Annotated in this window: 23 protein-coding genes and 1 tRNA gene; 9 read left to right on the forward strand and 15 right to left on the reverse strand. The window is 70.7% G+C overall.

Annotation, left to right across the window (positions count from 1 at the left end; all coding sequences use genetic code 11):
- Window positions 1–576: 576 nt before the first annotated feature.
- The 4 genes from ACIBVP_RS24405 to ACIBVP_RS24420 all read right to left on the reverse strand — a co-directional run bounded on the left by ACIBVP_RS24405 (window position 577) and on the right by ACIBVP_RS24420 (window position 4,640).
- Entirely contained in the window at window positions 577–762 is a 186-nt protein-coding gene (locus tag ACIBVP_RS24405) for a hypothetical protein (protein WP_396108601.1), read from the reverse strand.
- A gap of 1,281 nt (window positions 763–2,043) precedes the next feature.
- The gene (locus ACIBVP_RS24410; protein ID WP_396108602.1) at window positions 2,044–2,259 is read right to left on the reverse strand and encodes a hypothetical protein; all 216 of its coding nucleotides are present in this window, start codon (window positions 2,257–2,259) and stop codon (window positions 2,044–2,046) included.
- 205 nt (window positions 2,260–2,464) lie between these two features.
- A tRNA-Ser gene (locus ACIBVP_RS24415) sits at window positions 2,465–2,549 on the reverse strand.
- A 543-nt stretch (window positions 2,550–3,092) separates the two neighbouring features.
- Window positions 3,093–4,640 carry a M28 family metallopeptidase gene (locus tag ACIBVP_RS24420; protein WP_396108603.1) on the reverse strand — a complete coding sequence of 516 codons (1,548 nt, stop codon included), beginning with the start codon at window positions 4,638–4,640 and terminating at the stop codon, window positions 3,093–3,095.
- Between the two features lie 150 nt (window positions 4,641–4,790).
- On the opposite strand from ACIBVP_RS24420, the gene ACIBVP_RS24425 reads away from it, so the two are divergent.
- Window positions 4,791–5,774, forward strand: coding sequence for an NAD(P)H-quinone oxidoreductase (locus ACIBVP_RS24425; protein ID WP_396108604.1), 984 nt, complete (start codon window positions 4,791–4,793; stop codon window positions 5,772–5,774).
- Here ACIBVP_RS24425 and ACIBVP_RS24430 read toward each other — a convergent pair.
- The gene (locus tag ACIBVP_RS24430; RefSeq protein WP_396108605.1) at window positions 5,767–6,975 is read right to left on the reverse strand and encodes a cysteine desulfurase-like protein; all 1,209 of its coding nucleotides are present in this window, start codon (window positions 6,973–6,975) and stop codon (window positions 5,767–5,769) included. The two genes, ACIBVP_RS24425 and ACIBVP_RS24430, sit on opposite strands and share 8 nt — an antisense overlap.
- A gap of 76 nt (window positions 6,976–7,051) precedes the next feature.
- On the opposite strand from ACIBVP_RS24430, the gene ACIBVP_RS24435 reads away from it, so the two are divergent.
- Complete coding sequence (locus tag ACIBVP_RS24435; RefSeq protein WP_396108956.1) at window positions 7,052–7,585, forward strand: bacterial proteasome activator family protein; 534 nt, start codon at window positions 7,052–7,054, stop codon at window positions 7,583–7,585.
- 277 nt (window positions 7,586–7,862) lie between these two features.
- On the opposite strand, the gene ACIBVP_RS24440 is transcribed toward ACIBVP_RS24435, so the two are convergent.
- The gene (locus ACIBVP_RS24440) at window positions 7,863–8,348 is read right to left on the reverse strand and encodes a methylated-DNA--[protein]-cysteine S-methyltransferase (RefSeq protein WP_396108606.1); all 486 of its coding nucleotides are present in this window, start codon (window positions 8,346–8,348) and stop codon (window positions 7,863–7,865) included.
- A 111-nt stretch (window positions 8,349–8,459) separates the two neighbouring features.
- Between ACIBVP_RS24440 and ACIBVP_RS24445 the strand changes: the two genes are divergently transcribed.
- The 3 genes from ACIBVP_RS24445 (at window position 8,460) to ACIBVP_RS24455 (ending at window position 11,058) form a co-directional block, all read left to right on the forward strand.
- Complete coding sequence (locus ACIBVP_RS24445) at window positions 8,460–9,200, forward strand: isocitrate lyase/phosphoenolpyruvate mutase family protein (RefSeq protein WP_396108607.1); 741 nt, start codon at window positions 8,460–8,462, stop codon at window positions 9,198–9,200.
- 347 nt (window positions 9,201–9,547) lie between these two features.
- Window positions 9,548–9,916, forward strand: a complete 369-nt coding sequence (locus ACIBVP_RS24450) for a bifunctional DNA primase/polymerase (protein WP_396108608.1) — start codon at window positions 9,548–9,550, stop codon at window positions 9,914–9,916.
- A gap of 410 nt (window positions 9,917–10,326) precedes the next feature.
- Window positions 10,327–11,058, forward strand: coding sequence for a hypothetical protein (locus tag ACIBVP_RS24455; protein ID WP_396108609.1), 732 nt, complete (start codon window positions 10,327–10,329; stop codon window positions 11,056–11,058).
- Here ACIBVP_RS24455 and ACIBVP_RS24460 read toward each other — a convergent pair.
- From ACIBVP_RS24460 to ACIBVP_RS24475, 4 genes are all read right to left on the reverse strand, one after another.
- Window positions 11,055–11,537, reverse strand: a complete 483-nt coding sequence (locus tag ACIBVP_RS24460) for a DUF6328 family protein (RefSeq protein WP_396108610.1) — start codon at window positions 11,535–11,537, stop codon at window positions 11,055–11,057. The genes ACIBVP_RS24455 and ACIBVP_RS24460 overlap by 4 nt on opposite strands.
- A 64-nt stretch (window positions 11,538–11,601) precedes the next feature.
- A complete protein-coding gene (locus tag ACIBVP_RS24465; protein ID WP_396108611.1) occupies window positions 11,602–12,099 on the reverse strand; it encodes a hypothetical protein in 498 nt (165 codons plus the stop codon).
- Window positions 12,100–12,110: 11 nt separating this feature from the next.
- Window positions 12,111–12,770: a TetR/AcrR family transcriptional regulator gene (locus ACIBVP_RS24470; RefSeq protein ID WP_396108612.1), complete on the reverse strand. Its 660-nt coding sequence runs from the start codon at window positions 12,768–12,770 to the stop codon at window positions 12,111–12,113.
- Window positions 12,771–12,908: 138 nt separating this feature from the next.
- Window positions 12,909–13,403, reverse strand: coding sequence for a hypothetical protein (locus ACIBVP_RS24475; protein WP_396108613.1), 495 nt, complete (start codon window positions 13,401–13,403; stop codon window positions 12,909–12,911).
- Between the two features lie 43 nt (window positions 13,404–13,446).
- Here ACIBVP_RS24475 and ACIBVP_RS24480 point away from each other — a divergent pair, with 43 nt between their 5' ends.
- A complete protein-coding gene (locus ACIBVP_RS24480; RefSeq protein ID WP_396108614.1) occupies window positions 13,447–15,783 on the forward strand; it encodes a serine/threonine-protein kinase in 2,337 nt (778 codons plus the stop codon).
- Here ACIBVP_RS24480 and ACIBVP_RS24485 read toward each other — a convergent pair.
- The 4 genes from ACIBVP_RS24485 to ACIBVP_RS24500 form a co-directional block, all read right to left on the reverse strand.
- Complete coding sequence (locus tag ACIBVP_RS24485; RefSeq protein WP_396108615.1) at window positions 15,780–16,271, reverse strand: signal peptidase II; 492 nt, start codon at window positions 16,269–16,271, stop codon at window positions 15,780–15,782. The genes ACIBVP_RS24480 and ACIBVP_RS24485 overlap by 4 nt on opposite strands.
- Window positions 16,272–16,445: 174 nt before the next feature.
- Window positions 16,446–17,240, reverse strand: a complete 795-nt coding sequence (locus ACIBVP_RS24490; protein ID WP_396108616.1) for an FHA domain-containing protein — start codon at window positions 17,238–17,240, stop codon at window positions 16,446–16,448.
- Window positions 17,237–18,046, reverse strand: coding sequence for an FHA domain-containing protein (locus ACIBVP_RS24495; RefSeq protein WP_396108617.1), 810 nt, complete (start codon window positions 18,044–18,046; stop codon window positions 17,237–17,239). The genes ACIBVP_RS24490 and ACIBVP_RS24495 overlap by 4 nt, the downstream gene beginning before the upstream one ends.
- A gap of 34 nt (window positions 18,047–18,080) precedes the next feature.
- Window positions 18,081–18,611 carry an ArsR/SmtB family transcription factor gene (locus ACIBVP_RS24500; RefSeq protein ID WP_396108618.1) on the reverse strand — a complete coding sequence of 177 codons (531 nt, stop codon included), beginning with the start codon at window positions 18,609–18,611 and terminating at the stop codon, window positions 18,081–18,083.
- Window positions 18,612–18,653: 42 nt separating this feature from the next.
- On the opposite strand from ACIBVP_RS24500, the gene ACIBVP_RS24505 reads away from it, so the two are divergent.
- The 3 genes from ACIBVP_RS24505 to dusB are packed head-to-tail and all read left to right on the forward strand — an operon-like array spanning window position 18,654 to window position 23,540.
- Complete coding sequence (locus ACIBVP_RS24505; RefSeq protein ID WP_396108619.1) at window positions 18,654–19,862, forward strand: MFS transporter; 1,209 nt, start codon at window positions 18,654–18,656, stop codon at window positions 19,860–19,862.
- A 10-nt stretch (window positions 19,863–19,872) separates the two neighbouring features.
- Complete coding sequence (locus ACIBVP_RS24510; protein WP_396108620.1) at window positions 19,873–22,356, forward strand: DEAD/DEAH box helicase; 2,484 nt, start codon at window positions 19,873–19,875, stop codon at window positions 22,354–22,356.
- A 44-nt stretch (window positions 22,357–22,400) separates the two neighbouring features.
- Window positions 22,401–23,540, forward strand: coding sequence for a tRNA dihydrouridine synthase DusB (gene dusB / locus ACIBVP_RS24515; protein ID WP_396108621.1), 1,140 nt, complete (start codon window positions 22,401–22,403; stop codon window positions 23,538–23,540).
- Here dusB and ACIBVP_RS24520 read toward each other — a convergent pair whose 3' ends face one another.
- A complete protein-coding gene (locus ACIBVP_RS24520) occupies window positions 23,541–26,105 on the reverse strand; it encodes a protein kinase (protein ID WP_396108622.1) in 2,565 nt (854 codons plus the stop codon). It lies immediately after the preceding gene.
- Window positions 26,106–26,141: the final 36 nt, after the last annotated feature.

Consider the following 26,141-nt stretch of genomic DNA (forward strand, 5'->3'; position numbering starts at 1 on the left):
GCACAAGCCCCTCGGCATGCCAGTTGCGACGAGGAGCCACTATGAGCATAGAGACTGCAGACAGACGTCTGGGGCATGAGCCAGCTGACTGGCAACAGACCATCTGCGACCTCCGCCGACCAGTGATCTTTCACGAGTGGGGCAAAGTGAGCGCCCTGCGTGCGGAGCGCAGGTTCGACCGCCTGACGGTCTACCTCACGGATTACGACCTCGACTACGACGACACCCCTGATCCATCCCTTTGGCCACAGCGGAAGCGTCTGGTTGTCGCCAGCGCCGCGTGTGCGGCACTGCTTTCGTCACCTCAAGCGGCATGTGCCGTGGGTCTGCTTGGCGGCATAGCACTCCTCTTATGGATGGTCCGCGAGTGGGCCAAATGGTACGAGGGCGTACGTGCCAATCACACCCGCCGGCGACGAGGGCGGCACAGAACTCCACGTCGGACACTGCTCTCGATCGTGGCGGGAACGCCTGGCCCTCTTGGTGTTGAGGAAGTTCTCACCGTGGCTCGCGTTCACCAACGACTGACCAACAGTCACTGCTGAACGGCGAGGAGACGGGGCAAGCGTGAGATCTCTATATCAAGACGATGCGCTCAGTCGTGTCGCCACGACGGATGAGCAAGTCGTCGCCGTTGACCTGGGTGGTCTCGTACACCAGGTCGCCATAGCCGATAAGGCGACGAAGAGCCTCGGTCACTGTGACACCTTCACGCTCAACCAGGCGGTCCAGCGCCGCCTGAGTTGCGGGGGTGACGTTCACACTGAGGCGACCTGGCTTGGATCGGTGACTATCGTTCGACTCCCTCGGCGGCGGGGCTGTACCGCGAGTGCCGGTCGGACGGTCAACCGAGGCTTCCATGCCGCATTCCTCTCGCCGCGTGACGCCGATCCGACCTACCTCCGAGCGGTGGCCTGACCATTGCGACGTCAGAGTGATCTTGTTACCCGTACAGTGTGGCACGAAACAGGCCAGGATGCGTGTGACATACGCCTATCGATACCAAATCGAGTGACGTTCAGGATGATGCACCACGCATAATGTGCGGCTCCTCTGCTGCCGACCGTCGACGCGTCACCTGAGTAGCCCAACGTGCACGAGAGTGTGACCCTACTGATGGCACACACGTCGTAGTCAACTGCTTGGCCCAGTAGCGGCACCCGAAGCTGGGACAACTTCGTATCCAAGGACTGGCGGAGTACCAGTCATCCCCGAGAGGGAAGCCCGACCGTGACGTTGCCCGAGAAGACGAACCAATCAGTAGCACGGAAGCGGAGGTCCGCGCAGCCGCCCGAGTCAAGACCGGGCACACGGAACCCACAAGTCCCGCATGAGATCGAAGAGCGCGAGGTGCCATCTGATCAACCGCTCTACCGCGTGGTTCCTGACCAGCGGTTGCAGCGTGATGCCCTCTTGTGGGTGAGCTTGGCGCTGATCGCCAGCTTGGCGGCTGTGTGCGTGGTTGCCATCGCTACTGGTTCAGTTCCGACGGCGCTGATCTCGGCGACAGGCATCCTGGCAGCTGCCCTCCTGCTGATTGTGCGATACGTCTACCCGCGTCGGGGCACCTTCGACCGCTGAGATCTTGGTGCCCCCGGACCGCCGTCGGGACAAGCGATGAAGTCGCCTTGGCGGCAGCAGTGTCTCCACGGCGAACGCCTTCTGCCGGTTGCGCTCTGAGAGCACCCGTACCACCACTATGGAAGATGACAGTCGATCAGATCTGCTAGGCGGGATGTTCGCGTACAGCTCGCGCAGCTGCTTCAGCGCCGGGCCACGAGTGGTTGTCCACGGACGCCACCGAGGCGGATGCCACTCGCCGCGTTGGTCGCGAAGGCCCTTCAGGGTGAGCGGTTCGGAGTGAATCGGCTCGTCGAGTGCGTGGTTCGGCAGCGTCATCGCGATGCCGCCGATCAACCATTCCGAGCGCGACCACACAATGCTTCCTTTGCGCACAAATCCGACGTTCGACGTGGCGATTTCGGAAATGGTGCCATCCTCGTTCAGGAACAGGACGCCGTTGAATCCATCGCGTTGTGCGGTTCACCTGCACCGGAGCGCGCCGAACAGGCCGATGTGCTTCACGGCGGTGATCTCTCGACGGTACGCCGCGGCCTGTAGGCGGGAGTGGACCGGGTCGCTCGTCGAGGCCGCCCGTGTCGTCACCAGGACGTGTGCGGAGTGGCTCGTGCCAAGGTCCAGGCCGGGGTCGTAGACCGTCACGCGGGCGACGGTGCGCGGGTCCTGGTCGACGAGCATTTGGCGCACGGGTCTGACAACCCGGCAGTCGGGACGGAGCAACTGATAACGCCTCGTTGGGTCACTCCACGCACACCTCTTAAGCAAGGAAGCCTGAGCCGACGCGACCACAGGCAGCATGCCGGATGAGACTGCAAATGAGACGGGTGCCGCACGACGATGTTGCAGTTCGCCGCACTTCACCCAGTTCCCGCCGGTCAGAGAGCGGAGGCGGAGGGATTTGAACCCCCGGTCCCGTGAAGGACTCCTGTTTTCAAGACAGGTGCATTCGGCCGCTCTGCCACGCCTCCCTGCTTGCAGGGTAGCGGGCCCGTCGGGGACGGTTTCCGGGGCTTCCGGGGCTCGCGGGTGGTCACTGTCTGTTTCGGACAGTGACGATCAGTTTCACCAGTTCAGGACCCCTGCCTGGGGTTGTGACACGGGACACACGGGTGCATGCTGGAGGTACGACCGGCCGAGCATGGGCCCGTCGGGAAAGGGCAGGTGGTGCCATGGCAATGTCTGGTGACAGGCGTGGTGGGCCGCAGCTCGCTGTGACCCCGCGGGTGAGCTGACAGGCATCGGCTCGGTCGCGATTGCGGAGCAGCGCCAGAGTTCGGGCGCTCGAGTGCGCACAACGCACCTCCCGCGCGCCTCGACGTTGTTGATCCCACCGTCTGGGCAGCATTCCGGCGCTGTCCGGTGTGGATCCACGCCAGTCTGGACGCGAGTGGGCCACCACAGAACTTCGACAAGCCTGGGTGCGGTCGCCGGATGAGCGCCGCGCCCAGGTGCTCGAAACGACGAGGGCCGCACCCCGTACTTCGGAGTGCGGCCCTCGTCGGGTTCCGGTACTAGATGAGGACGCCGTGGTGGTCGTCCGGGGCCGCCGTCGCGACCGAGGTGGCCGCGGTGCGGGCCGCGGCCGCGCGGGTCTTGGCGCGGGTCGCGCGCGGCGGGACGCCGTTGATGTCCTCCGTCGAGATCGCGTACGAGCCCAGTACGAAGGCGATGGCGTCCGAGTTGCGGTCCAGCGCCACCCGGTCGACGTTGCCCAGGTTGTCGCAGGCCTGGTGGTAGCACTGGTCGAAGGCCTCGCCCGCGATGCCGCCCCACTTGTCGGCCTGGGCCTCGGTCTTCACCATCTCGGCGCCGGTGAACAGGCCGCCCGCCGGGATGCCGTTGAGGATGAACTCGCCGTAGTCCGAGCGGCCGTCGAAGTCGCGGCCCTCGACCTCGATGCCGGTGTACTCGAAGTAGTCGACGAACGCCTGCTCGATCTGCGCCGAGCCGTACGGGCCGGGGCCGGCGCCGACACCGTCGGAGTCGTCACCGTCGAAGGTGAAGTAGCCGGCGTTCGGGGAGCCGATCATGTCGAAGTTCAGGTACAACGCGATGTTCAGCTGCTCCTCGAAGTCGAGGTTCTGCACGTAGTACTCCGACCCGACCAGGCCGAGCTCCTCCGCGCTCCACCACGCGAACCGCACGGCGTTGTTGACCCTCGGCGAACTGCCGAGCTTCAGCGCGGTCTCCAGCAGCGCCGCGGAACCGGTGGCGTTGTCGTTGATGCCCGGGCCGACGGCGACGCTGTCGAGGTGCGCACCTGCCATGACGACGTTGTTGTGCCGGCCCGTCTGGGTCTCCGCGATCACGTTGTACGAGACGCGGTCCTCCATGAAGCCCTGCAGGTCGATGGTGACCGCGGCACCGTTCTGCGTGGCCAGCTCCGCGCCCTGCGCGGCCGTGAGACCACCCGCCGGCGCGCTGCCCGGCACCGGCGCGCCCAGCGTGCCGTTCAGGGTGCCCGCCGCGTTGTTGTACACGAGGACCGCGACGGCACCGGCCTCACCGGCCGCCAGCGCCTTCGCACCGAACGTGCACGCACCGCGGCTGACCAGCGCGACCTTGCCCTCGGCGCCCGCGTAGTCGGCCGCCTCGCAGCCCGGTGTCGCGTCCGACGGCACCACGTGCAGCGTGCTCGTGACGCCGCCTGCCGGCGTCGACTCGCTGTAGCTCATGCGGATGACGGGCATGTCCGTGCCGGCCACGGTGAGCGACGCACCGCGGGTCTCGTCGTACACGAACGGGAACTCCTGCCGCTCGACCGTGTACCCCGCCGCTTCGAGCTTCGTGGCGATGTACTCGGCCGACGCCTCGTGCCCCGCGGTACCGGCCGCGCGGTTGCCGTCGTTGCGGTCGGCGAGCCGCTGCATGGCGATCAGGTGGCGGTTGGTGTTCGCCACGTCGACCTTCTTGACCAGCTGACGGGCCAGCGCGGGCCCGTCCGGGATCGGGGACGCGGCACGGGGGGCAGCCGCCGCGGGGATGGCCGCGAGGCCGACGCTGGTGGCGGCCGCGAGTAGCGCGACCCCGGTGCGGAATGTCGTCTTGCGGGACGGCATGGAACGTTCCTCTCGTCTACGGCTCAGGCGCCGGTGCCTGGATCGTCCCGATCTCGATCGCCGCGCCCGGCGTGCGCAGCTTTGTCGGGAACTCCGTACTGGTCAAGACCCGCACACGGACTGTTATGCGCCGCGGATTACCGTTTCTCCATGCACGCGATCACGATCACGCGACCGGGTGGTCCGGAAGTTCTGGCCTGGACGGAGCAACCGGATCCGCAGCCCGGACCAGGCGAGGTTGTGCTGGATGTCGCCGCCGCCGCCGTCAACCGCGCCGACCTGCTGCAGCGCCAGGGCAACTACGCGCCGCCGCGCGGCGTCACCGACGTGCCGGGTCTGGAGTGCGCGGGCACGGTCGCCGCGCTCGGCGAGGACGTCACCGGCTTCGCGGTCGGCGAGGAGGTGTGCGCGCTGCTGGCCGGCGGCGGTTACGCGACCAAGGTCGTGGTGCCAGCCGGTCAGGTCATGCCGCTTCCCTCCACTGTGGACGTGGTGACCGCGGCGGGGCTGCCCGAGGTCGCGGCCACCGTGTGGTCCAACGTGGTCATGCTCGCCGGTCTCGCGGCAGGCGAGACGCTGCTGGTGCACGGCGGCGCGAGCGGCATCGGCACCCACGCCATCCAGATCGCCAAGGCGCTCGGCGCGCGGGTCGCGGTGACCGCCGGCTCGGCCGAGCGGCTGGCGCGGTGCGCGGAGCTGGGCGCGGACATCCTGGTGAACTACCGCGAGCAGGACTTCGTCGAGGCGGTCCGGGACGCGACGGAGGGCCGTGGCGCGGACGTCGTGCTCGACAACATGGGCGCGAAGTACCTGCCGCGCAACGTGGACGTGCTCGCGCGGCTCGGCAGGCTCGTCGTGATCGGCATGCAGGGCGGGGTCAAGGGCGAGCTGAACATCGGCAAGCTGCTGGCGAAGAACGGCACGGTCACCGCGACGTCGCTGCGGTACCGGCCGGTCGCCGAGAAGACCGCGATCTGCCGTGAGGTGACCGAGAAGGTGTGGCCGCTCGTCGAGGCGGGTGAGGTCCGGCCGATCACGCACGAGGTGCTGCCGGTCGAGCAGGCCGCCGAGGCGCACCGCAAGCTCGAGGAGGGCGGCGTGCTCGGCAAGCTGCTGCTGAGGATGCCTAGCTGATCGACGTCAGCGCGGCGACGGCCTCGACGAGCGCGTCGATCTCGGCCGACGTCGTGTAGTGCGCGAGGCCGATGCGGACCGCGCCGCCGACCTCGGCCACACCCAGCGCGGCGAACACGCCGCTCGGCACGTCGTCGGAGAACGCGCAGATGCCGCGGTCGGCCAGGTGTGCGACCGCGGTGGACGCCTTGACGTCGGCGACCGTGAACGCCAGCGCGGGGACGCGGCGCATGGCGTCGCCGATGACCGTCACGTACAGCAGGCCGCGCAGCTCGGAGATCAGCTTGCCGAGCATGCCGGCCTGGTAGGACTTCGCGGAACCGATCGAGGTCTGCAGCCGGTCGCGGCGGCTGCCGGTCGCGGCGTCGTCGAGGCTCGCGAGGTAGTCGACGGACGCGACGAGGCCTGCGAGCAGCGGATACGCGTGCTGTCCCAGCTCCATGCGGCCCGGCCCGGTCTGGTTCGGGCCCAGCGCCGACGCGGGCAGCCGGTCCAGCAGCGACGGGTCGGCGAACGCGAGCGCGCCCACCGCGGGCCCGCCCCACGCGGTCGCGTTCACGGCGATCACGTCGGCGCCCAGCGCCTTGATGTCCAGGGGCACGAACGGGGCGGCGGAGGACGCGTCCACGACGACCAGCGACCCCGTCTCGCGGGCGAGCGCGGTGATCTTGTCGAGGTCCGGCCGGGTGCCGACGACACCGGACGCGGCGGTCACGGCCACGACCTTCGTGCGGTGCGTGATCAGGCTTTCGTACTGCCAGGCGGGCAGTTCGCACGTCTCGATGTCGATCTCGGCCCACCGCACGGTCGCACCGGCCCGCTGCGCGACCCGCAGCCACGGCGCGATGTTCTGCTGGTGGTCGAGGCGGGACAGCGCCACCTCGTCACCGATGACCCAGCCGCCGCCGACGGCCTCGGCGAGCCGCTGCAGCAGCACGGCCGGGTTGGGGCCGAGCACGACGCCTGCCGGGTCGCAGCCGACGAGGTCGGCGATGGCGCGGCGGGCGGCGTCGACGATGGCCTCCGCGCGCTGGGACGCCGGGAACACTCCGCCCGGCCCGGACACCGGCGCGCGTAGTGCGGTGGAGACGGCCGTGGCGACCTGCTCGGGCACCTGCATGCCTGCCGGGGCGTCCAGGTGGATCCAGCCATCACCCAACGCGGGAAACCAACCCCGAATCGCAGCGACGTCGAACGCCATGGCTCAACACCGTACGGAGGCGCGCGGGGCCGTCGTTTGCGGGGTCGCGAAGACGGCTACCCTCGGACCCGTGCAGATGAACCCTGGCCAGGAGAACGAGCAGCCGCAGCACGTGGTCGTGATGGGCCCGGACGGCGCCCCGGTCGGTGCCGCCTCGCTGAAGGACGGCGAGAACACCGAGCAGGTCGGCGACATGGTCGAGCAGCCCGCCAAGGTCATGCGCATCGGCACGATGATCAAGCAGCTCCTGGAGGAGGTGCGGGCGGCACCGCTGGACGAGGCGTCACGCAATCGTTTGCGGGAGATCCACAAGCGGTCCATCGCCGAGCTGGAGGACGGGCTCGCGCCCGAGCTCCGCGAGGAGCTGGAGCGGCTGTCGCTGCCCTTCACCGAGGAGAACACGCCGTCGGACGCCGAGCTGCGGATCGCGCAGGCCCAGCTCGTCGGCTGGCTGGAGGGCCTGTTCCACGGGATCCAGACGGCGCTGTTCGCGCAGCAGATGGCGGCGCGGGTGCAACTGGAGCAGATGCGGCGCGGACTGCCCCCGGGCGCCGGTGGCGGCGAGATGCCGGACGCGCCGGGCATTCGCGGCACCGGGCAGTACCTGTAGCAGGCCGGGCACCAGCCCCGTGCAGACCGGGCGCAAGCCCACAAAGACGGCCTGCCTACCGTCCCCGCGATCAGCCCGTCCGGCAAGGACACCACCCCGCGCACGACAGCACCCAAACCCCCCGCTGACCAGCGAAAACAAGCCCCCAGTACGTAACCTCAACCCCCACCCGATCCCGGGGGCCACCCGCCATGCCAGTCTACCGGTACCCACCGACAGAACCAGGGCGCGAGCGGTCAGCTGTGGACAACCAACCCACCTGTGGACAACTCCGGGCCTACAGCAGGACCGGGGTGCCTTTTTCGAACGCGAGCAGGTAGCGCTTGCGGGGCAGGCCGCCGCCGTAGCCGGTGAGGTTGCCCGTCGAGCCGATGACGCGGTGACACGGGACGATGATGCTGATCGGGTTCTTGCCGTTCGCGAGACCGACCGCGCGGGCCGCCGACGGCCGGCCGAGGCGCTCGGCCAGTTCGCCGTACGTGGTGGTCTCGCCGTACGGGATCTTCGTCAGCTCTGTCCACACGAGACTCTGGAACTCCGTGCCGTGCATGGCGAACGGTACGTCGAACTCCGTCAGGTCGCCCTCGAAGTACGCGATCAGCTGCTCGATCACATCATGCGAGTTGCGGTCGTCGCGCGGTCCGAAGATCTCCTCCGCCGGGCGGTGCCGCTGCTCGTCCATGTACAGGCCGCACAGGACTCCGTCGCTCGCCACGAGCGTGAGCGGGCCGACGGGACTGTCCATGACGGTGTGCGTGCGCATGGGACCACCGTGCCCGCTCGCGTGCGTGGTCGCTGGCCGTTTTCGGACATCGACGTGGTCGTGTCCGAAAACGGCCGGAACCGCGGCGGGCGTGCTGGTGGGGTACGTGTCATGACCTTTCGTGAACGCCATTTGACCGGTGCGCCCCTCGTCCTCCCCAACGCCTGGGACGCCGCCAGCGCGCGGCTCGTCGAGCGGGCCGGCGCCGAGGCCGTCGCCACGACCAGCGCCGGGGTCGCGTGGAGTCTCGGCGTGCCGGACGGGGACCGGCTCGGTGTGGACGACGCCGTGGCCGCGGTCGCGCGGATCGTGCGTGCGGTCGACGTGCCGGTGACCGCCGATGTCGAGAGCGGCTACGGCGACGTGGCCGGGACGGTGCGGCGGATGCGGGACGCGGGCGTCGTGGGGATCAGCATCGAGGACGGGACGGTCGCGGCGCCGGAGCGGATCGCGGCGGCCAGGGCGGCGGGCGGGGACCTGTTCGTGAACGCGCGGATCGACACGTTCCTGCTCGCGGTCGGCGGGGTGGACGAGACGGTCGCGCGGGCGAAGGCGTACGTGGACGCGGGCGCGGACGGGGTGTTCGTGCCGGGCGTGCACGACCCGGACGTGATCGCGGAACTGGTGTCGCGGATCCCGGCGCCGGTGAACGTGATGGCCGGGCCTGGCGCACCGCCGGTGGCGGCGCTCGCCGAGTTGGGGGTGCGGCGGGTGAGCGTCGGGCCCGCGCACGCGGTGGCGGCGTACTCGCTCGTCGCGGCGGCCGCGGCGGAAATCCTGGGCGACGGGACGTACGACAAATCGGACGCCGCGCTGACGTTCGGTGACCTGAACACCTCTTTCGCTCACTGACCGAAGTTCTCTAATAAAACCGGCCGGTCGGTATTGACATACCGGCCGGTTGGTTTTGTAATTGTGATGTACGACACGACGTACGGACCAGGTCAGGAGGGGCGTCGCGGCGCATTTCCCGGTTGCGCATTCCATGCCGATTCCAGTGGCGGTCGTCCGCGCCGTGAAAGCCTGAGTGCGTGCCGGTTTCACCCGGTGCGACATAAAAAACGGGGAACATCATGACAATCTCGATCACGAACCGGCCGGCGCCGGCGTGGCTACGAGAACTCGCCCACGGCCGCGCCGAATACGAAGAGTTACTCGGGTGGCCGGTCTCTGTACAGGTGGGCAACAGACTGCTCATCGTGGCGATCGGTCAGACCGTCGAGGCGGTGACGATGCCCGTGGGCCTGGGCAGGCGTGTGCAGGCCCAGCTGGCGATAGCGATGCAGTCGGGCCCCGTCACGACCAACCCGGAGGGCGGGCGGTGGACCTTCCTGACGCAGCCGGTCGACCGGCTGCGCGCGAACACCACGGCCGACCTGTCCCACATGGGGGTGACGGTGGCGCCGCGCGGCAGTTACGTGGTGGTCCCGGCGAGCCCCACGCTGACGACGGGGCTGGTGTGGCGGTGGATCGAACGGCCGGCACCGGCGCGGGTGCTGCCGCCCGCGTACGCCGTGATCGCGGTGGCCAGGCGGCTCGCGGGATCCGACCACCTGCAGGCCGCGTGACCAGCCCAACCGGACACCGACAACCACGATGACCTGCGAAAACATCGCGCCCAGTACGTAACCTCAACCCCCACCCGATCCCGGGGGCCACCCGCCTTGCCAGCGTACCGGTGGGGGGTGACGTTCTGGGGGTGCGAGCGGTCAGCTGTGGACAACCGGGGCGGTTGTGGACAACTGGGGGCCCAGGCGCGGGCACCGGCTGTTCCGGGTGACGTGGTGGCACCCTGGTGAACGGTCCTGTCCGTTTTGGGAGGTGGCGGTCGTTTTGGGGCGGCCGCCACCTCCTTCCCGTGTGCCGGAACAATCCTTCGTCGGGCGGTGGGCAAACCTGGCAGACTCCGGGCGGAACCGCCGCGGCGGCTCGTGCATCTACGTTCCGAGATCCTGACCAGAGGCCCCCGGGGGAGTACATGTCCGACATCGAGTACAGCTTCGGCACCGGAGAGAGCGCGCCGAACGTCCACCACTCGGAGGCGAACGTCGACGTGGACGGTGACGGTGTCGCCGACGGCGTCGCGCTGGACTTCGACGGCGACGGGCGTGTCGACGACGTCATGTGGGACTCCGACGGTGACGGGGTCGCCGACACCGCGCTGCTCGACATGGACGACGACGGGGTCGCCGAGGACGCCTACAGCGACCCGTCAGGCCAGGGCACCTGGAACGAGCACGGTCAGGGCGGCGCCGCCCAGCCCGCCACCGAGGAGCCCGCGCCCGAGCCGCAGCCGTCGCCGGGGCCCGCCGACACCGACGACGTGCCGGACCAGTCCGACCCGGCCGACCCCACCGACACCGGCGAGACCGAGGACCCCGGCAGCGACACCGGCGAGGGCGACGACACCGACAACGGGTACGAGCCCTACGGCGACGACGAGGACAACGCGGGCAGCGGTGAGACGCCCGAGGCCGTTCCCGCGCCGGACGGCAGCGAAGAGGACCCGGGTAGCGACGAGGACGCGGGCAGCGACACCGACGTGCCCATGCCGGACGGCGAGGACGAGGGCAGCACCGACGGTTCCTCCGACTACGAACCGCACGAGGACGAGGACGGCGACGCGACGGGCCTGTTCGACACCCTCGAAGACGCCCCCGACGTCGACCGCGACTCGATCAGCGAGTGGTACGACGACATGATGACCTAGTGGTCCCCGTCGTTGCCGTTGCGCCGGATGCGCAACGGCATCAGGAACCACAGCACCAGGAACATCAGCGCGACCAGCACGGTGAACACCGTGGCGACCGTCGGGCCCGCGACGACCTTGAACAGCAGCAGGACGGTCGCCGCCATCGCGACCGCGAGGCACGCGAGACCGGCGACCGTCAGCCCGTTCGCGACCCGCAGAATGCGCGGGCGCTCCCCCTGCCGGAACAGCAGCCGGTGCCACGCGGCCGGCGCGGTCAGCAGCGCGACCGCAGCCGTCGCGAACACGACCGCGGTCAGGTGCACGGCCTGCTCGAACCCGGACGCCCGTGCGTAGTGTTCGGTGAACGCCACCGCCAGCAGGAAGCCGAAGAGGAACTGCACGCCCGCCTGCGCGACACGCAGCTCCTGCAGTAGCTCGCTCACGTTGCGCGCGAGCTTCTGGTCACGGGACTCGGACGTGTTCTCCGGAGAACTCACCGACATCCCCCTCGGTTACCTCGCGGTGGCCAACCCGAAACCCTGGCGGCGGTCGACGGCCACGTCAGCGCACCCGGTCGCCGGGGATCGGGTAGATCCAGTCCCTGCCGTCGACGACGCAGTGCGCGACGTACGGCCGGCCCGGCCCCTTCGGGCTCGTCACCGCGACGAACACGTGCACACCGGGATGCGGTTCGCCGAGGGCTTCGACAGTGTGGGCGTTCCGGTCGTACGAGCGCGGGTGCCGGTGCAACGGCATGAGCGACGTGTACGACATGGACTCGTACCGGAGCACACCGAGCGGGAACCGGTCCGCTTGCGCGGCGAGGTGTTCCCGGGTGGGCACGTCGAGCGGACCGTCCGAGGCGAACGCCATCACGGCGTAGCCGAACGACTCGTGCGTCGCGAACCGCAGCTCTACGGCGGCGTGAACCCCCTTGCGCTGCGCGGAAGTCCACACGGCGTGGGCCTTCTTCGCCTTGCCGCTGCTGAACATCCCCTTCATCACCGCCGCGAAGCCCGTCGGGCTGTCGAACGACGCGGCGAGCGCCTGTGCGTTCACTTTCTCTCCTTCTACGCGCCGGGGGCGCGCAGGCGGCCGACCGGCGGCGGGTCGTCGTCGGCCTCGTCGCCGCTGAGCGCGCCGCACGGGCCGGGCAGGTCGTACATCGCGTAGAGGCGGCGGCGCATCCGCTCCAGCGGGAAGGTGTCCTCGTAGATGGTCGCCTTGAAGATGACGCCCTCCAGCACGCTGCGGAGCGTCACCTCCTCGAGTGCCGGGTCCTCGGCCCCTCGCGCGGCGAACAGGTCGCGCAGCGTGTCCTCGACGGCTCGCAGCTCGCGGTCCTTCTGCTGTTCCACGGCCGCGAACGCGGGCCGCGTCGACGGGTGGGTCATCAGGCTGATGGCCATCCGCTGCACCGCCGGGTTCTCCCCGACCGAGCGCAGCACGCCGTCGATGATCGAGGCGAGGCGCTCGTCGGGGGTGCCGGTGACGCCGGTCAGCGCGGCGATGCCGTCGAGGTACCGGCCGAGCAGCTCGTGCGCCAGCTGCAGCTTGCCGGGGAAGTAGTAGGTGATGAGACCCCGCGAGACCCCTGCTCTCGCGGTGATCTCGGAGATCGTCGCGTTGTGGAAGCCCTTCTCGGCGAACACGGCCAGGGCCGCCGCGAGGATCCGCTCGCGCGACTGCTCCCTGAGGTGCTCGTTGACCTCGGCCGATCGTGGCGACACGCGTTCCACCCCACCATTCGTGCCCCGGTTCGGCCAAATCCCCCTTTCTGAGGTGTCCCGTGCGTTGTTGACTGTACATACATCCAGTGAAACTGGGAAGCGTCGACGTGAGCTTTTCTCACGCCCGGGGTGGCAGGTTCAGGACGGCGGCGACATCCGCAGTACGGCCACTCCGTCCACCGTGTACAGCGCGGTGATGGTGAAACCGTTGACCGTGGCGGTCGACTCGAAGCCCGGATCCGCGTACACGGACACCGACACCGTGCCGCCGCCGACCGCCGTGCCGGACAGCTGCGCGCCGTCCACACCGTCCACTCTGGTCAGGTTCAGCTCCACCAGGCCGGTCTTCGGGTCGAACGGGATCTTCACCGGCGCACGCAGCATCACCTCGCACGTCCCGTCGTAACAGGCCTTCACGTCCGAGCCGTCGGCCGCGGGTGGGATGTCCTCGTTCGTCGGCGACGGCGGCGCGGGTGTGCCCGTGCCGGACGGGCCCGGCGCGGACGCCGACGGGTCCTCGTCCACGATCTGGCCGGTGCCGATCGGCGACCCGGCCATCTCGTTCGTACAGGCGGCGAGGAGCAGCGTCAGCGCTGAAACGGCGACGAGGCGCCTGGCATCATGAATCGGCACGGCGAGTCCAGTCCTTCGCGGGGGGAGTTTCTGGTTGGACGACATGACCGAGGACCAGTTTCCCAGTCAGCCGGAGCTGTCCGACCAACTTCCTCGGTTCCGGCTGATCCGGAAGCTGTCGGAGACCAGGATGAGCGTCATCTACCTGGCCGAGGAGAAGCACCTCGGCGGCAGGCCGGTCGCGCTCAAGGTCATCGCGCCCGCGCTCGCGTTCGAGCCGTCGTTCCGCGAGCGGTTCCGCAGGGAGATGCTGTCGGCCGCGAACCTCAGCCACCCCAACATCGTCCCGCTCTACTCGGCGCCCGACGACGACGAGTTGCTCTACCTGGTCATGCCGTACATCGACGGCCCGAACCTGCGCGACCTGCTCCGGGCGGGGCCGCCGGACCTCCGGTGGACCGTCGTCATGATCCAGTCGGTGGCCTCGGCGCTGGACTTCGCGCACGCCAAGGGTGTCGTGCACCGGGACGTCAAGCCCGGCAACATCCTCGTGGACCGGCGGTCGGGCGTGGTCCAGTTGTGCGACTTCGGGATCGCGGCGCCCGTGCTCGGCGAACGGCTCACCGAGGTCGGCCGTCGCGTCGGCACGCCGGGTTACGTCGCGCCGGAGCTGATCCCGGGCGGTGAGGCCGAACCGGCGCCCGTCGACCCGAGAGCGGACGTGTACTCGCTGGGCGTGGTGCTGTACCAGTGCCTCACCGGCCGCGCCCCGTACGTGCAGTCCGACACCAGCGCGTTGTTGTGGGCGCAGCAGCACGAGGAGCCGCCGCCGGTGACCGCGGTGCGCCCGGAACTGCCCGCGGCGCTGGACAAGGTGATGGCGACGGCACTCGCGAAGCGGCCGGCGGACCGGTACGCGTCGTGCACCGAACTGGCCACGGACTTCGCGAACGCGGTCAGCGGTGGCCCGGTGCGCGGCACCCGGCGCCGCAGGGCACCGCGAAGGCCGGGGCGGTGGAAGCCGTTCGCCGCCGTCGCCGCGGCGGTCGCGGTCATCGCCGTCGCGGTGGTGGTCGTGATCAACCTGCCCGGCGGAACCTCCAGCGCCAGCCCCGTCTTCCGGGTCCCGCCACCGTTGCGCGGGGACTGCGACGAGGTGTCCCCGTCGCTGCCCGGCGCCGAGGACGCGCTGGACTGCCGGGACGGCGACCAGCACGTGCGGTTCACCCTCTTCGCCGACCAGTCCGCGATGGACAACGCGTACGCCGGGCTGGCGCGTGACTCCGGCGTCCCGCGCGACCGGGGCGACTGCACGGTCTCGACCGGCGCGGAACACCGCTATCCCAACGGGGGCAACCAGGTCGGCCGCGTCCTGTGCTACGGGGACGGCGGCACGACGCGTCTCGTGTGGACGAACGACAGCGCCCGCACGGTCGCCCAGGCGAACATCCGCGAGGCGGACGACCAGCGGCTCGTCGACGCGTGGCGGGACTGGGTCGGCATCCCGGAGTTCCCGACCGCGGCGGAGAAGTCGCTGGTCGACCTGGTCGAGCTGCAACGGTGTGAACGGACGCGGGCCGGCACGCTCGGCACGTTCCGCGACCTCGAGGCGGCCATCGACTGCGACCCGGTCAACGACGGCGCGGCCGCCGTGTCGTACTACCGGTTCAGCGACCTCGACTCGTTGCGCCGCACGTACGACCAGCACGTCGACGAGGCGAACGCGCCGACCGGTGTGGACTGCACCGCCGATCCCGCCCCGGCGAACTTCCTCGGCAACCGGCCGTTCGACCTGCGCAGCGTCGACCTCGGCTCGATGCTCTGCTACCAGGGTGCGCGGGGCGAACCGGTGCTGGAGTGGACGATCGAACCGCTGCGCCTCCTGGTCCGCGCGACCGGCGGCGACGCGCCCGCGGACCTCGTGGACTGGTGGGAGCGGACGTACGGGCTGCCGCTGCGGAAGGTCGTCGACGCGGCGAACCGGACCGCGTCGCCGTCGTTCCCGCAGCCGGCGGAGGCCGAGCTGCTGCGGCACGTCCCGGAGAACACCCGCAAGAACTGCATGCGCCCGTCGGCAGGGCAGGTCGAGACGAACGAGGCGTCGGGGAGCACCGCCGCGGTCGTGTGCGGGCCGTCGCCGGGCGCGCGGATCGTCTTCTACTACCAGTTCCCCGACAAGGCGACGATGGACGCGGCGCACACCGCGCAGTCCACGGTGAGCGGCGGCAACTGCCTCGCGAACCCGCCGCGGTTCAGCGCGGACGCGGCGTACTCGCGGGGCGGGGACACGGGCAAACTCATGTGCGGCACCGGCCCGCACGAGAACTACTACCTGATCTGGACGTCGGACAGGACCAACATCCTCGGCCTCGCGTTCCAGGGGTACACGCAGCAGGACCTGATCACGTGGTGGCGGGCCGGCGCCGGGCCCGCGCTCTAGTCGCGGGGCTCGGCCGGTTCGGGCTGTCTGGCGCTGACCACGATCGCGAACACCGCACCGAGGGTCAGCGCGATGTCCGCGACGTTGCCGACGAACCAGCCGTTGTAGTCGATGAAGTCGACCACGTGCCCGCGTGCGAAGCCGGGGTCGCGGAACAGGCGGTCGCCGAGGTGCGTGACCGCACCGCCCAGCAGCAGCGAGAACGCGACCACCTGGCTGACGGTGTGCGGGCGCGTGACGTACCAGAGCAGCCAGCCCGCGGCGACCGCCGCGATGATGGTGAAGAGCCACGTCGCGTTCGCGCCCATGGAGAACGCCGCGCCGGGGTTGTACAACAGCCGGAACTGGATGAAGTCGCCGATGACCGGGATCGGTTCGCGCCCGGTGAGCGCACGTTCCGCCCAGAACTTCGTGACCTGGTCGACCACGACCACCGCGGCCGCGACCCCGAAGGCGAGCGGCACCCGACGCGCTGAAGAATCTCCCACCCGCCCCAGCGTAACCACCACCCCCCGCGAGTCGCGCCCCCACGCACACCGAGTTGGTGGTTTCGTGCACACCCCGCACCTGCACGAAACCACCAACTCGCTATGTCCGGGCGCGCGACTCGCGGTGTCCTGGCGCGCGACTCGCGGTGTTTTGGCGCGCGACTCGCGGGGTTGTCAGTCGGGTTCTGTGGTTAGGAGGCGTAGGTCGGGTGGGCGTAGCGTGGCGGTCTGCAGGAGTTCCTGGATCAGCTGGTGGTTGACCATGTTGCCCGCCGGGTCGCCCCAGTCCTCCAGGCGCAGGCCCTCGACGTACGGGCTGAGGCGTTCGCGGACCTTCAGGACGACGTTGGCGGCCTGCTTGTGCGTCCAGTCCGAGCGGGTGCCCATCGCCGCGTTCAGGTCGAGCGCGACCTGCTTCCACGACTGCGGCTGCGGGTGTGGCTCCTGGCGCAGGTACCGCACCGCGAGCGCGGTCAGCACGAGCCGCTCGGTGGCGTCGACCTCCCAGCTGTCCGGGTCGGCCGTCTCGGTCGGCTGGTCGGTGCCCGCGAGCGTGTCCTTGCGGCCCGTGCCGACGATCCGCACCTCCAGCAGGTGCTCGCGGCGGCTGGACGTGCGGATGAACAGCGGGCTGTAGCCCTCGCCGAGCGGGATCTCGTTGCCGGACAGCAGGAACCGGGACTGCGGCAGCCGGATCGGGAGGCGGCCCTCGTTGCGCAGCCACCACTCGTCGCCGCCGCGGGTGATACGGCCCTGGAAACGGCTCATCCTCGGGTCGTCCGGGCCGATGCACACGTGCACGTCCGGTTCCTTGCGGCCGAACACCACCTCGAACTTCGGCCTCGGCGGTGCGGCGAACCCGCCGCCCGCGGCGAGCACGAACAGGCTGCCCGGCGGCGCGGGCGGCACCCGGCCCGCGAGCCCACCCGGTGACGGCGGCAGCGGCTGCGGCGGGAAGGTGCCCGTCATCTCCGCGTGTCCCCGTCGTCGGGGTCGATCGCGCGCAGGTCCGGCGGCACGAGCGTGGTCGACAGCAGCAGTTCGCGCAGCAGGTTGTCGTTGAGCTTGTTGCCGACCGGCTCGCCGACCTCCTCGCGGGTCAGCCCGGGCACCCCGGCCTTGGACAGGCGTGCGCGCACGGCCGCGACCGTGTGCTCGACCTTGCGCGGTGTCCACGTCTCCGGCTGCAGTTCGTTGAGCTGCTCGGCGACCTGCTGACGGCCAAGGGGCTGCGGGTCGGACTCGTGCAGCAGGTAGCGCTGGCCGAGGGCGATCAGCACGAGGCGTTCCTCGGGAAGCAGCCGCCACGTGCGGGGCGGCTCGGTGACGTCCCCGGGGCGGGGCGCGGGCCGGGACCCGTCGTCACCGGCGACGTACAGCTCCAGCAGGTGCTCGCGGCCGCGAGTGCCGGGCACGAACAGCGGCGTGTACCCGGCGGCGAGCGGCAACGACTCCTCGTCGGCGAACAGCCACTGCGAGCCGGGCATCCGGATCGGCAGACGCCCCGTGTTGCGCACCCACCAGCGGCCGTCCTGGCAGGTCAGCAGGCCGTGCTGGCGGCTGACGCGCCGGTCGTCCTCGCCGATGCAGACGTGCACCTCCGGCTTGTTGCGGCCGAACACGACCGTGCGCCCCTCGCGCGGGCCGACGGCGAACCCGCCGCCGATCGCCAGTGCGTAGATCGCGCCGGGGGCGGAGCGGGGCACCCCGAACGCCAGGCTGTCGTGGTTGCTCGACAGCCGCTGACCGTCGGCGAGCTGGGTGCTCCCGTCCATGCGACCTCCCCGGGTCCGTGCTTCGTCCCCAGTATCAGTCCGTGTGCCGGGGACCGGTCCCCGGCGGATCGCCCACGGTCATCTCGAAGGCCATCAGAGTCGCCCCGATCGGTGTCGTGCCCGGGGTGCGTGGTGGCCGTGAGTGCTCGTGCAGCTCGTGCATCAGGTCGCGCAAGCGTTTGCGGACGTCGAGCCAGACCGCGGGTTCGAGCCACAGCTCGGCGTCGGTCACCACCATCTCCGAGTCGGGCACGCGCTCGGCGAGCCGCTGGCGCAGGTTGCTCACCATGGCCTCGGTGAGCAGCGGAGACGCGTCCGTGCGGTCCGACAGCGGGCTGCCCTTCACCGTCCGGTAGAGCCGCTCGCGGCCGCCCCGTTTCGGGCGCACCTCGACGAGCCGGACCAGCCCCGCCCGGTCGAGGGTGCGCAGGTGCTGGCTCGCGAGGCCGTGGGAGATGCCCAGCTCGACGGCCAGCGCGGCGGCGGACAGCGGGCCGCTCCACATGAGCGACAGCATCCGCAGCCTGGTCGGGTGCCCCAGGGCACGCAGCACGGGATCTGCCATGTTCCGAGTATCTCACCCCCTAGCGGTTGCTAGGGTGTCGTCATGGACTTCCGCCGGCTGTGGCTGGCCGACGCGGTCAGCCAGATCGGCACCCGGATGACGTTCCTGGCCGCGCCACTGCTCGCGACGCTGTACCTGCACGCGTCGACGTTCGAGGTCGCGCTGGTGCGTACGTTCGAGTCGCTCGCGTACCTGCTGTTCGGGCTGCTGGCGGGCGCGTGGGTGGACCGGGTGCGGTGCAGGCCCGTGCTCATCGCCACCGACCTCGGCCGGGCCGTGCTCATGCTGACCGTGCCCGCCGCCGCGTTGTTCGGGGTGCTCGCGCTGTGGCAGCTGTACGTGGTGATGTTCGCGGTCGGACTGCTGACCGTGTTCTTCGACGTGGCGCACCAGTCGTACCTGCCGCGCCTGCTGCCGCCGGCGAAGCTGGTGGACGCGAACGCGAAGCTGGCGGCGAACGCGTCCGTGGCGGCGCTGACCGGGGCGGGTGCGGGCGGGTGGTTCGTGCAGTTGCTGACCGCGCCGTTCGTGTTCGTGGTGGACGCGCTGTCGATGGTGTGGTCGGCGCTGTGGGTCCGGTCGATCTCCCACCGCGAGCCGCCCGTACCCCGTGTCCCCGACCGCCACCTGGGTCGTGAGATCGCCGAGGGCGTGCGGTTCGTGGCGCGTCACCCGCTGCTGCGGCCCATGGCGCTGAACACCGCGACCGTGGTTCTGTGCCAGGCGGCGGGAATGGGTGTGAGCATCGTCTTCCTGGTGCGGGACATCGGGCTGTCCGCCGGGGTGATCGGCCTGCTCGGCGTGATCGGCCTGGTCGGCGCGCTGCTGGCGGCGGCGGTGACGGGGCGGCTCGTGGCCCGGTTCGGGCAGGTCAGGGTGCTCCTGGTGGGCGCTGCCTGCCTCGGGCCCGGGTTCCTCGTGCAGGGCTTCACCACGCCCGGCTGGGGCCTGGTGTGGTGGGTGGTGAGCGGGTTCGTGGCGAGCTTCTGCATCGTGGCGACCAACGTCGTGATGGCGACGATCCGGCAGACGGTGTGCCCGTCCGCGCTGCTCGGCAGGGTCACCGCCACGATGGAGCTGACGATGTGGGGCGTCATCCCGCTGGGGAGCCTGCTCGGCGGCGTGCTCGGGACCGTGCTGGGCACCCGCGCGACGCTGCTGTGGTCGGGGGTGGTCGCGTGCCTCGGGGTGTTGTGGCTGGTCGCGGCGCCCGCCGCGCGGCGGGCCGAAATTGTCGGTGCCGCCGGATAGCTTGGCGGGCATGCAGTCAGCGTTGCTGTCCGGTGTCGACATCTCCGGCCTCGAGGAGGCGGCCGGGCGGACGTCGTACGCGCGTGGCGTGAGGTACGCGCGTGAGCGTGCCGTGCTGTCGTTGTGGTGGGACGAGGACGCGAACGCGGTGCGGGGGAAGGTGCGGGGCTCGTGGGGTGAGGTCTACGAGACGACGGCGTACTTCAGCTCCGGCCGCGGCCCGGCGCTGACGTTCGCGGAGGGCGAGTGCAGCTGCCCGGTGGAGATGGACTGCAAGCACGCCGTGGCGCTGGTGTTGACCGCGGCGGGTCAGTCGTCGCCGCGACCCGACGTGGGCGCCGAGCTGTGGTCGATGCTGCGGGCGGCGACCGAGGCCTGGCGCAACGGCCCGCCGAAGGTCTCGCCGCCGACGCTCGTGGTGCACGCGGCCTACGGCGAGGAGCACCGGCTGGAGGTGTCGTGGGCGTGGGAGTACCAGGTCGGTGACGAGCTGGTGCGCAGCGTGCCGGGTGAGCAGCCGGAGCCGCACCGCGACCTGGCGGCCGAGTCGGCGCTGCTGGCCGAGTTGGACGACCTGCCGCTGGACGGGTTCGGGTTGCGCCGTGGGCGACGGCTGCGACCGGGGCGGTTACGTGGCATCGAGACCATGCGGTTCACCACCGAGGTGCTGCCGCTGCTCGCCCGGCCCGGCGTGCTCGTCTCGGCGGACGGGGAGCCCGCCGACTACCGCGAGGTCGGCGACTCGCTGACGATCGGCGTGTCCACGTCGGACATACCGGGCGACAACGACTGGTTCGGGCTCGGCGTGACCATCACGGTCGAGGGACGCGAGGTGCCGTTCCTCGACGTGTTCGTCGCGCTCGCCAGGGGCAGGTCGCACCTGCTGCTGCCCGACGGGGCGTACTTCTCGCTGGAGAAACCGGAACTGCGGGCGCTGCGTGACCTGATCGACGAGGCTCGGTCGTTGCACGAGGCGTCCGACGGGACGTTGCGGATCAGCCGCTACCAGGCCGGGCTGTGGGAGGAGCTGGCGCGGCTCGGCGTGGTCGAACGGCAGGCGAGCGCGTGGTCGCGGCAGGTGAACGGCCTGCTGTCGCTCGACTCGGTGCGGCGGGCCGCGGTGCCCTCGACGGTGCGGGCGACGTTGCGCCCGTACCAGGTGGACGGGTTCCAGTGGCTCGCGTTCCTGTGGGAGCACCGGCTCGGCGGCATCCTGGCCGACGACATGGGGCTGGGGAAGACGCTGCAGTCGCTGGCGTTGATCTGCCACGCGGCCGCGGACGAGCCGTTCCTGATCGTCGCGCCGACCAGCGTGGTGGGCAACTGGGTGGCGGAGGCGGCGCGGTTCGCACCGCACCTGCGGGTGGCGGCGGTGACGAAGCGGGGGCCGTTACCCGTCGACGCGGACGTGGTCGTCACGTCGTACACGCTGCTCCGGCTCAACGTCGAGGCGTACGCGGACGTGTCGTGGGCCGGGCTGATCATGGACGAGGCGCAGTTCACCAAGAACCACCAGTCGAAGGTGTACCAGTGCCTGCGGCGGGTGCCCGCGCCGGTGAAGCTCGCGATCACCGGCACCCCCATGGAGAACAACCTGATGGAGCTGTGGTCGCTGCTGTCGATCACCGCGCCCGGGCTGTTCCCGAGCCCGACCCGGTTCAAGGACTACTACGCCCGCCCGATCGAGAAGGACGACGACGCGGCGCTCCTGGCGCAGCTGCGGCGGCGGGTGCGGCCACTGGTGAAGCGGCGCACGAAGGAACAGGTGGCGAAGGACCTGCCGCCCAAGGTGGAGCAGGTGCTGGAGGTGGACCTGCACCCGAAGCACCGCAAGCTCTACCAGACGGTGCTGCAGCGGGAGCGGCAGAAGGTGCTCGGCCTGCTGGACGACCTGGACCAGAACCGGTTCACGATCCTGCGGTCGCTGACGTCGTTGCGCCGGCTGTGCCTGCACGCGGGCCTGGTCGACGCCGACCACGCCGACCTGCCGTCGGCCAAGGTGGACGCGCTGGTCGAGCAGCTGCGGGACGTGCTCGGCGGCGGGCACCGGGCGCTGGTGTTCAGCCAGTTCACGGGGTTCCTCGCGACGGTGCGTGAGCGGCTGGAGGCCGAGGGGATCGAGTACTGCTACCTCGACGGCCGCACCCGCGACCGTGCCGAGGTGCTGGCCAGGTTCAAGGACGGCGCCGCGCCGGTGTTCCTGATCAGCCTCAAGGCGGGCGGGTTCGGGCTGAACCTGACGGAGGCGGACTACTGCTTCCTGCTGGACCCGTGGTGGAACCCGGCGGCCGAGGCGCAGGCGGTGGACCGGACACACCGCATCGGCCAGCAGCGCACCGTGCTCGTGTACCGGCTGATCGCGCGGGGCACGATCGAGGAGAAGGTGCTGGCGCTGCAGCGGAGGAAGGCGGCGCTGTTCAAGGGCGTCATGGACGACGGCGACCTGTTCAGCCCGGCGTTGACCGCGGAGGAGGTGCGCGAACTGTTCGTGTGAACCCCCACGGCGAGTGGCGCCGGACACCGCTCACAATGGAAGGCATGGCAGCAGCCCCCTCCACGGTGCCGACAACGCTGCGGATCGGCCAGTACCAGGTCGACCCGCCGGTGGTGCTCGCCCCGATGGCGGGGATCACGAACGTGGCGTTCCGGCGACTCTGCCGTGAGTACGGCGCCGGTCTCTACGTCTGCGAGATGATCACCGCGCGGGCGCTGGTCATCCGTGACCCCAAGACGTGGCACATGATGACGTTCGACCCGAGCGAGCACCCCCGGTCGGTGCAGCTGTACGGCGTCGACCCGGCCACCATGCGCGAGGCCGTGAAGATCATCGTCGGCGAGGGGCTCGCGGACCACATCGACACGAACTGGGGCTGCCCGGTCGTCAAGGTCACCCGCAAGGGCGGCGGCGCCGCGCTGCCGTACAAGCGGAAGCTGTTCGCGAACATCATCCGCGCGACGGTCGACGCCGCGGGCGACATCCCGGTGACGGCGAAGTTCCGCATCGGCATCGACGACGAGCACCACACGTACCTGGACGCGGGCCGCATCGCGGAGGCGGAGGGCGCGCAGGCGGTGGCCCTGCACGCCAGGACGGCCGCGCAGCGCTACTCGGGCCAGGCGGACTGGACGCGCATCGCGCGGCTGAAGGAAGCGGTCACGTCGATCCCCGTGCTGGGCAACGGCGACATCTTCACCGCGGCCGACGCGCTCGCCATGGTGGAGAAGACCGGCTGCGACGGTGTCGTCGTCGGCCGCGGCTGCCTCGGCCGCCCGTGGCTGTTCGGCGAACTGCAGGCCGCGTTCGAGGGCCGCCCGCTCCCCACCCCGCCGAACCTGGGTGTGGTCGCGAAGGTCCTGCGCCGCCACGCCGAACTCCTCGTCGAACACGACGGCGAGGAGAAGGGCATGCGTGACCTGCGCAAACACATGGCGTGGTACTTCATGGGCTTCCCGGTCGGACCCGCCCTGCGCCGCAAGTTCGCCATGGTGACGGCCCTGTCCGAACTGGACGACTACCTGGGCGAACTGGAACACGACGCCCCGTTCCCGACCACGGGCGAAGGCCCCCGCGGCCGCCAGGGCTCGCCGGGCAAGGTCACCCTCCCGTACGGCTGGCTCGACGACCCGGACGACCCGACCGTCCCGGCGGGCGCCGACATGATGCACTCGGGCGGCTGACTAGACCTTGCAGGTCGCGTTCCGCAAGGACACCACGTTGCTCTCGTAGGTGTCGTTCCCGTCGGTCGCCTGTACCCGGAAGCAGTACTTGAGGTCACCGTCGACGGTCAGCGTCATCGAGCGGTTCCGCTCGGCCAGCTCGTACTCGGTCTCCTTGCCCTCGGCCGCGACGACCACGATGAAGTCGAGGTCGTCGGGCGCGGTCCAGCTCAGCCGCACCTCGTCGGTCAGGTCGACGGGCTCGTCCAGCTTGATCTCGACGTCCCCGCCCGCCGAACCGTTCGCGGCCGGTACCCGCGGGGTGCTGGAGATCTCCTCCGGGTCACCGCGGAGCAGGAGCAACGGCACGAGCGCGAGCAGGGCGAGGAGAAGCGCGGCCCCGGCAAGCACGTCGTAGCGGACGAGCTTCTTGGGTGCCTGCCCGGGCGGCGCGAGCGGACTGGCGAGCACCCGAGCCCGCGCCCGCCCCCGAACCGGATCGGTGGCGTCGGCGAAGTCGTCGTCGATGTCGAAGTCCGGCCGCGCGACCGCCGCGGACGCGGGCGGCCGGGCCTGGGCCGCGAACTCGACGGTCGCCGGTACGGGCAGGGCCGCGGTGGGCGGTTCCGCGGGGGTCAGTGTGGCCAGAGGCAGCTCGGGTGGGGCGGGGGCGTCGTGTGGCGGATGCTCCGGTGACTCGGCCGGTCCGCTGTCCGCGGGGCCTGCTGGTTCCTGCCTCGGCGGGTGCGGCTGGTCGGCTGTCCCTGCGGCGGGTTTCTCCTCCGGTTCGGTTTCCGGCAGCCAGTGCGGGTCGGCGCCTTCGTCGGCCTCGGGACCGGGGGCCGAGGGCGGAGCGACCGACGGACCGGCAACCGGACGCAGGACCACCGATGGCGGGACAACCGGAGACGCCGCAGCCGGAGGCCCGGCGACCGGGGGTGCGGCATCCAACGACCCCTCCACCGGCGGGACAACCGGAGGCACAGCCGACGGCGCCGAAGCCGACGGCCCGGCAACCGGGGTCGCGGCAACCGAAGACTCCGCCACCGACGAGACAACCGGAGGAGGCACAACCGACGGCACCGCAACGGACGGCGCCACAGCAGGAGGCGGCGCAACCGGAGGCACCGCAGCCGGAGGCCCGGCGACCGGGGATGCGGCAACCGAAGGTGCCGCCACCGGCGAGACAACCGGAGGAGGCACCGCAACGGACGGCACCACAACAGGAGGCACCGCAACCGGAGGCCCGGCAACCGACGACCCGGCATCGGCGGGTGCGGCAACCGAAGGCGCCGCCACCGACGACCCGGCATCGGCGGGTGCGGCAACCGAAGGCCCCGCCACCGACGAGACAACCGGAGGAGGCACCGCAACCGGAGGCACCGCGACGAACGGCGCCACAGCAGGAGGCGGCGCAGCGGGAGGCCCGGCATCCGAAGGCCGCTCCGCCGACGGTGGGACACCCGGCGACAGGACCACAGGAGGCACCGCGGCCGATGGCGCCGCCGGAGGCCGCTCCATCGAAGGCGAGACGACCGGAGGCGCCACAGGCGAGGGCGCGGGAGGCTGGGCGACGGGCACCGGGGGGTGCGGCGGGCGGGCGACGGGCCGTGGTGAGACCGTGGGTCGGGGGGCCGGACGTGGCGGTACCGCGTGGTAGGCGGGGACCGCGAAGTCGTCGAAGTCGTCGCCGTCTGCCGCGAAGCTCGTCACCGGGCGCGGCGGCGGCGCATGGCGTGTGGGCGTCGCCGGGTGGGCTGCGCTGAAGTCGTCGAAGTCGTCGGTTGCCGGGCGGCGGGGGGCGTTCGGCAACATGGCGCCGAGTTGGTCGGCGACCGCGGCGGCGTCGCCAAGGCGGCGGGCCGGGTCGGCGGCCAGCAGCCGTGCGACCAAAGTGGACAGTCCGACGGGGATGTCCGGGTTGTTGATCGCCGGTACCGGCTCGCCCAGGATGCGCAGCACCCGCTCGCCCGGTTGCTCGCCGAGGCGGCCCGGGTGGGGTGAGCGCCCGCTGAGCGCGTAGTGCAACACGGCGCCGAGCCCGTAGAGGTCCGTGGCCTCGTTCAGCGTGCCGGTGCGCAGCGTCTCCGGGGGCAGGAACTCGATGGCGTACAACGGATCCCGGGCGAAGGCCTGGCGCAGCGTCACGCCGAAGTCCGCCACCACGGGCTCTCCGGTGGTGCGGAACAGGACGTTGTGCGGTGAGATCCCGCCGTGCACGACCCCGGCGCCGTGGGCGGCGGCCAGCGCCTCGGCCACGACACGGCCCAGGACCACGACATCGGCCGGCGGCAGCGAGCCGACGCGGTCGACCAGGGCGGCCAGCGACTGGGTGCAGCGCTCCATCCGGACGGCGAACTCGCCGGTCGTGAGCTCGTCGACACCGTGGACCGGCAGGATCGAGGTGACCCTGCGGACGGTGGACAGCTTGGCCTGTTCCTTGTTGAAGGCGGCCAGCGTGCGCTTGTCGAGACGCTTCGGGAACACCTTCAGCGCGACCACGACCCCGGCGTGCTGTCCTGAGTAGACAGTCGCGACGGGGCCGTCGTCGATGCGTGTCAGTCCCGTGCTGTCGATCGTCGCCATCGTCACCGCCGTGCCAGGTCGAGACGCGCGCAGCCG

This window comes from Actinophytocola sp. NPDC049390 (assembly GCF_044466355.1).
Taxonomy (GTDB): Bacteria; Actinomycetota; Actinomycetes; order Mycobacteriales; family Pseudonocardiaceae; genus Actinophytocola.

What these genes read in the sequence shown, in the direction of transcription:
- ACIBVP_RS24410 (WP_396108602.1), bottom strand. Translation starts at nt 2,259, where the DNA reads ATGCTCGTCGACCAGGACCCGCGCACCGTCGCCCGCGTGACGGTCTAC.
- ACIBVP_RS24420 (WP_396108603.1), bottom strand. Translation starts at nt 4,640, where the DNA reads ATGCCGTCCCGCAAGACGACATTCCGCACCGGGGTCGCGCTACTCGCG.
- ACIBVP_RS24425 (WP_396108604.1), top strand. Translation starts at nt 4,791, where the DNA reads ATGCACGCGATCACGATCACGCGACCGGGTGGTCCGGAAGTTCTGGCC.
- ACIBVP_RS24430 (WP_396108605.1), bottom strand. Translation starts at nt 6,975, where the DNA reads ATGGCGTTCGACGTCGCTGCGATTCGGGGTTGGTTTCCCGCGTTGGGT.
- ACIBVP_RS24435 (WP_396108956.1), top strand. Translation starts at nt 7,052, where the DNA reads ATGAACCCTGGCCAGGAGAACGAGCAGCCGCAGCACGTGGTCGTGATG.
- ACIBVP_RS24440 (WP_396108606.1), bottom strand. Translation starts at nt 8,348, where the DNA reads ATGCGCACGCACACCGTCATGGACAGTCCCGTCGGCCCGCTCACGCTC.
- ACIBVP_RS24445 (WP_396108607.1), top strand. Translation starts at nt 8,460, where the DNA reads ATGACCTTTCGTGAACGCCATTTGACCGGTGCGCCCCTCGTCCTCCCC.
- ACIBVP_RS24455 (WP_396108609.1), top strand. Translation starts at nt 10,327, where the DNA reads ATGTCCGACATCGAGTACAGCTTCGGCACCGGAGAGAGCGCGCCGAAC.
- ACIBVP_RS24480 (WP_396108614.1), top strand. Translation starts at nt 13,447, where the DNA reads ATGACCGAGGACCAGTTTCCCAGTCAGCCGGAGCTGTCCGACCAACTT.
- ACIBVP_RS24490 (WP_396108616.1), bottom strand. Translation starts at nt 17,240, where the DNA reads ATGACGGGCACCTTCCCGCCGCAGCCGCTGCCGCCGTCACCGGGTGGG.
- ACIBVP_RS24495 (WP_396108617.1), bottom strand. Translation starts at nt 18,046, where the DNA reads ATGGACGGGAGCACCCAGCTCGCCGACGGTCAGCGGCTGTCGAGCAAC.
- ACIBVP_RS24500 (WP_396108618.1), bottom strand. Translation starts at nt 18,611, where the DNA reads ATGGCAGATCCCGTGCTGCGTGCCCTGGGGCACCCGACCAGGCTGCGG.
- ACIBVP_RS24505 (WP_396108619.1), top strand. Translation starts at nt 18,654, where the DNA reads ATGGACTTCCGCCGGCTGTGGCTGGCCGACGCGGTCAGCCAGATCGGC.
- ACIBVP_RS24510 (WP_396108620.1), top strand. Translation starts at nt 19,873, where the DNA reads ATGCAGTCAGCGTTGCTGTCCGGTGTCGACATCTCCGGCCTCGAGGAG.
- dusB (WP_396108621.1), top strand. Translation starts at nt 22,401, where the DNA reads ATGGCAGCAGCCCCCTCCACGGTGCCGACAACGCTGCGGATCGGCCAG.
- ACIBVP_RS24520 (WP_396108622.1), bottom strand. Translation starts at nt 26,105, where the DNA reads ATGGCGACGATCGACAGCACGGGACTGACACGCATCGACGACGGCCCC.